The organism is Neisseria sp. N95_16 (assembly GCF_002551535.2).
Taxonomy (GTDB): domain Bacteria; phylum Pseudomonadota; class Gammaproteobacteria; order Burkholderiales; family Neisseriaceae; genus Neisseria; species Neisseria brasiliensis.
On the sequence record NZ_PDBT02000104.1, the window covers coordinates 1 to 5,778 of the forward strand.

The window sequence follows — 5,778 nt, forward strand, 5'->3', positions numbered from 1 at the left end:
ATTGTAAAACAGCGATTTGTTGGATTTTGTAGAAATTTGTTGTTTGTTGGAGTTGACGGTGTCTGGGGAGAGGGGTATAGTTCGGTTCTTCGCTGCTGACGCAGTGGCGAAACGAACTTATAATTATAGCACGGTTGATTTGATTTTTCGATGAATTTTGAAAAAAGAGTTGACAAGCAGTTTGAGTGATGTATAATTCGGTTCTTGCTCTTTAACAAACAGATTACCGATAAGTGTGAGTGCGACAAGCCTCACACTGCGACAAAAACAGACAAGATGTAGATTTATCTATACTTTGTCAGTTTCTTTGAAGCAGACCAGAAGTTAAATAAGTTAGAGATTAAACATAAGAGTTTGATCCTGGCTCAGATTGAACGCTGGCGGCATGCTTTACACATGCAAGTCGGACGGCAGCACAGAGAAGCTTGCTTCTTGGGTGGCGAGTGGCGAACGGGTGAGTAATATATCGGAACGTACCGAGTAGTGGGGGATAACTAATCGAAAGATTAGCTAATACCGCATATTCTCTGAGGAGGAAAGCTGGGGACCTTCGGGCCTAGCGCTATTTGAGCGGCCGATATCTGATTAGCTRGTTGGTGGGGTAAAGGCCTACCAAGGCGACGATCAGTAGCGGGTCTGAGAGGATGATCCGCCACACTGGGACTGAGACACGGCCCAGACTCCTACGGGAGGCAGCAGTGGGGAATTTTGGACAATGGGCGCAAGCCTGATCCAGCCATGCCGCGTGTATGAAGAAGGCCTTCGGGTTGTAAAGTACTTTTGTCAGGGAAGAAAAGCATAGTGCTAATATCACTGTGTGATGACGGTACCTGAAGAATAAGCACCGGCTAACTACGTGCCAGCAGCCGCGGTAATACGTAGGGTGCGAGCGTTAATCGGAATTACTGGGCGTAAAGCGAGCGCAGACGGTTAGTTAAGCAAGATGTGAAATCCCCGGGCTTAACCTGGGAACTGCGTTTTGAACTGGCTAGCTAGAGTGTGTCAGAGGGGGGTAGAATTCCACGTGTAGCAGTGAAATGCGTAGAGATGTGGAGGAATACCGATGGCGAAGGCAGCCCCCTGGGATAACACTGACGTTCATGCTCGAAAGCGTGGGTAGCAAACAGGATTAGATACCCTGGTAGTCCACGCCCTAAACGATGTCAATTAGCTGTTGGGCAACTTGATTGCTTAGTAGCGTAGCTAACGCGTGAAATTGACCGCCTGGGGAGTACGGTCGCAAGATTAAAACTCAAAGGAATTGACGGGGACCCGCACAAGCGGTGGATGATGTGGATTAATTCGATGCAACGCGAAGAACCTTACCTGGTCTTGACATGTACGGAATCCTCCAGAGACGGAGGAGTGCCTTCGGGAACCGTAACACAGGTGCTGCATGGCTGTCGTCAGCTCGTGTCGTGAGATGTTGGGTTAAGTCCCGCAACGAGCGCAACCCTTGTCATTAGTTGCCATCATTCAGTTGGGCACTCTAATGAGACTGCCGGTGACAAGCCGGAGGAAGGTGGGGATGACGTCAAGTCCTCATGGCCCTTATGACCAGGGCTTCACACGTCATACAATGGTCGGTACAGAGGGTAGCCAAGCCGCGAGGTGGAGCCAATCTCACAAAACCGATCGTAGTCCGGATTGCACTCTGCAACTCGAGTGCATGAAGTCGGAATCGCTAGTAATCGCAGGTCAGCATACTGCGGTGAATACGTTCCCGGGTCTTGTACACACCGCCCGTCACACCATGGGAGTGGGGGATACCAGAAGTAGATAGGGTAACCGTAAGGAGCCCGTTTACCACGGTATGCTTCATGACTGGGGTGAAGTCGTAACAAGGTAGCCGTAGGGGAACCTGCGGCTGGATCACCTCCTTTCTAGAGAAAAGAAGAGGCTTCTCGCATTCACACTTATCGGTAAACTGTAGAAGATGCAAAAGATATTGAGAGATTGAAAAAGAACGGTTTAAAAGCTGAACTTAAACGATTTCAAAATAACGACCTTGGGTTTGTAGCTCAGCTGGTTAGAGCACACGCTTGATAAGCGTGGGGTCGGAGGTTCAAGTCCTCCCAGACCCACCACAACTCATACTGGGGGCATAGCTCAGTTGGTAGAGCACCTGCTTTGCAAGCAGGGGGTCATCGGTTCGATCCCGTTTGCCTCCACCACACACTTCCCAAATCAAAGTCAGTTGGCAGAAGTTAAATAAAAAAGCGCTTAGCGCTGATTTTTTGTTTAACGACTGAAAAAGCTTGACTGCAAAAAGAAGGCTGATATAATGGCCAGCTCATTTTGATTTGCGAAGTCAATAGCAATATTGAAAAGCATCGATCTTTAACAAATTGGAAAGCCGAAATCAACAAACAAAGACAATGTTGATTTACTTTGACAATTAGCTATTTGCAAATGGCTGATTGTTGTGAAGAAGTAAATCACAGTATTTGGGTGATGATTGTATCGACTTAACCCTGAAACACAAAAGGCAGGGTTAAGACACAACAAAGCAGTAAGCTTTATCAAAGTAAAAACATCTAGTTCCACTACTCGTCAACGGTAGTGCGGATTAAGTCAAAGAGGTTCTTGAAATGATAGAGTCAAGTGAATAAGTGCATCAGGTGGATGCCTTGGCGATGATAGGCGACGAAGGACGTGTAAGCCTGCGAAAAGCGTGGGGGAGCTGGCAATAAAGCTTTGATCCCGCGATGTCCGAATGGGGAAACCCACTGCATACTGTGCAGTATCCTAAGCTGAATACATAGGCTTAGAGAAGCGAACCCGGAGAACTGAACCATCTAAGTACCCGGAGGAAAAGAAATCAACCGAGATTCCGCAAGTAGTGGCGAGCGAACGCGGAGGAGCCTGTACGTGATAATTGTTGAGATAGAAGAACAAGCTGGRAAGCTTGACCATAGTGGGTGATAGTCCCGTATTCGAAATCTGATCAATGGTACTAAGCGTACGACAAGTAGGGCGGGACACGTGAAATCCTGTCTGAATATGGGGGGACCATCCTCCAAGGCTAAATACTCATCATCGACCGATAGTGAACCAGTACCGTGAGGGAAAGGCGAAAAGAACCCCGGGAGGGGAGTGAAATAGAACCTGAAACCTGATGCATACAAACAGTGGGAGCGGACATGTTCCGTGACTGCGTACCTTTTGTATAATGGGTCAACGACTTACGTTCAGTAGCGAGCTTAACCGAATAGGGGAGGCGTAGGGAAACCGAGTCTTAATAGGGCGAATAGTTGCTGGGCGTAGACCCGAAACCGAGTGATCTATCCATGGCCAGGATGAAGGTGCGGTAACACGCACTGGAGGTCCGAACCCACGCATGTTGCAAAATGCGGGGATGAGCTGTGGATAGGGGTGAAAGGCTAAACAAACTCGGAGATAGCTGGTTCTCCCCGAAAACTATTTAGGTAGTGCCTCGAGTATGAGACTGATGGGGGTAAAGCACTGTTATGGCTAGGGGGTTATTGCAACTTACCAACCCATGGCAAACTAAGAATACCATCAAGTTGCTCCTCGGGAGACAGACAGCGGGTGCTAACGTCCGTTGTCAAGAGGGAAACAACCCAGACCGCCAGCTAAGGTCCCAAATGATAGATTAAGTGGTAAACGAAGTGGGAAGGCCCAGACAGCCAGGATGTTGGCTTAGAAGCAGCCATCATTTAAAGAAAGCGTAATAGCTCACTGGTCGAGTCGTCCTGCGCGGAAGATGTAACGGGGCTCAAATCTATAACCGAAGCTGCGGATACGTGTTTACACGTATGGTAGGGGAGCGTTCTGTAGGCCGAAGAAGGTGCATTGAGAAGTGTGCTGGAGGTATCAGAAGTGCGAATGTTGACATGAGTAGCGATAAAGCGGGTGAAAAGCCCGCTCGCCGAAAGCCCAAGGTTTCCTACGCAACGTTCATCGGCGTAGGGTGAGTCGGCCCCTAAGGCGAGGCAGAAATGCGTAGTCGATGGGAAACAGGTTAATATTCCTGTACTTTGATTCAATGCGATGTGGGGACGGAGAAGGTTAGGTTAGCAAACTGTTGGAATAGTTTGTTTAAGCCGGTAGGTGGAAGACTTAGGCAAATCCGGGTCTTCTTAACACCGAGAAGTGATGACGAGGCACCAAGGTGCTGAAGTAACCGATACCACGCTTCCAGGAAAAGCCACTAAGCTTCAGTTGAATCAGAACCGTACCGCAAACCGACACAGGTGGGCAGGATGAGAATTCTAAGGCGCTTGAGAGAACTCAGGAGAAGGAACTCGGCAAATTGATACCGTAACTTCGGGAGAAGGTATGCCCTTCGATGTGAAAGACTTGCTCTGTAAGCATTGGAGGGTCGCAGAGAATAGGTGGCTGCGACTGTTTATTAAAAACACAGCACTCTGCTAACACGAAAGTGGACGTATAGGGTGTGACGCCTGCCCGGTGCTGGAAGGTTAATTGAAGATGTGCAAGCATCGGATCGAAGCCCCAGTAAACGGCGGCCGTAACTATAACGGTCCTAAGGTAGCGAAATTCCTTGTCGGGTAAGTTCCGACCCGCACGAATGGCGTAACGATGGCCACACTGTCTCCTCCTGAGACTCAGCGAAGTTGAAGTGGTTGTGAAGATGCAATCTACCCGCTGCTAGACGGAAAGACCCCGTGAACCTTTACTGTAGCTTTGCATTGGACTTTGAAGTCACTTGTGTAGGATAGGTGGGAGGCTTAGAAGCAGAGACGCTAGTTTCTGTGGAGCCGTCCTTGAAATACCACCCTGGTGACTTTGAGGTTCTAACCCAGACCCGTAATCCGGGTCGGGGACCGTGCATGGTAGGCAGTTTGACTGGGGCGGTCTCCTCCCAAAGAGTAACGGAGGAGTTCGAAGGTTACCTAGGTCCGGTCGGAAATCGGACTGATAGTGCAATGGCAAAAGGTAGCTTAACTGCGAGACCGACAAGTCGAGCAGGTGCGAAAGCAGGACATAGTGATCCGGTGGTTCTGTATGGAAGGGCCATCGCTCAACGGATAAAAGGTACTCCGGGGATAACAGGCTGATTCCGCCCAAGAGTTCATATCGACGGCGGAGTTTGGCACCTCGATGTCGGCTCATCACATCCTGGGGCTGTAGTCGGTCCCAAGGGTATGGCTGTTCGCCATTTAAAGTGGTACGTGAGCTGGGTTTAAAACGTCGTGAGACAGTTTGGTCCCTATCTGCAGTGGGCGTTGGAAGTTTGACGGGGGCTGCTCCTAGTACGAGAGGACCGGAGTGGACGAACCTCTGGTGTACCGGTTGTCACGCCAGTGGCATAGCCGGGTAGCTAAGTTCGGAAGAGATAAGCGCTGAAAGCATCTAAGCGCGAAACTCGCCTGAAGATGAGACTTCCCTGAGGATTTAATCCTCCTAAAGAGTCGTTCGAGACCAGGACGTTGATAGGTCGGGTGTGGAAGCGCAGTAATGTGTGAAGCTAACCGATACTAATTGCTCGTGAGGCTTGACTCTATCATTTGAAGAACTTCAAAGATAAGAGCTTACTGATGATTCAGTCATCACCAACAGTTGATTAAAGAATAAATAAGTGCAGGAGACTGCATAACGGCTTACCGATTTGTACAGTTTAAGTTTGGCGGCCATAGCGAGTTGGTCCCACGCCTTCCCATCCCGAACAGGACCGTGAAACGACTCAGCGCCGATGATAGTGTGGTTCTTCCATGTGAAAGTAGGTCACTGCCAAACACCCATTCCGAAGCCTCTGATGAATGTCAGAGGCTTCTTTACGTTTGATACAAC

2 tRNA genes and 3 rRNA genes are annotated in these 5,778 nt (G+C 49.2%); all 5 read left to right on the forward strand.

Annotated features, from left to right (window positions below):
* Positions 1-342 precede the first annotated feature (342 nt).
* The 5 genes from CRG49_RS11990 (at position 343) to rrf (ending at position 5,724) form a co-directional block, all read left to right on the forward strand.
* A 16S ribosomal RNA gene (locus CRG49_RS11990) occupies positions 343-1,883 on the forward strand.
* Between the two features lie 127 nt (positions 1,884-2,010).
* Positions 2,011-2,087: transfer RNA gene (locus CRG49_RS11995), tRNA-Ile, on the forward strand.
* Between the two features lie 11 nt (positions 2,088-2,098).
* Positions 2,099-2,174 (forward strand) — tRNA-Ala (locus tag CRG49_RS12000).
* Between the two features lie 424 nt (positions 2,175-2,598).
* Positions 2,599-5,490 (forward strand): 23S ribosomal RNA (locus CRG49_RS12005).
* Positions 5,491-5,610: 120 nt separating this feature from the next.
* Positions 5,611-5,724 (forward strand): 5S ribosomal RNA (rrf, locus tag CRG49_RS12010).
* The 16S, 23S and 5S rRNA genes sit together here with 2 tRNA genes alongside, the layout of an rRNA operon.
* The last annotated feature ends 54 nt before the right edge of the window (positions 5,725-5,778 follow it).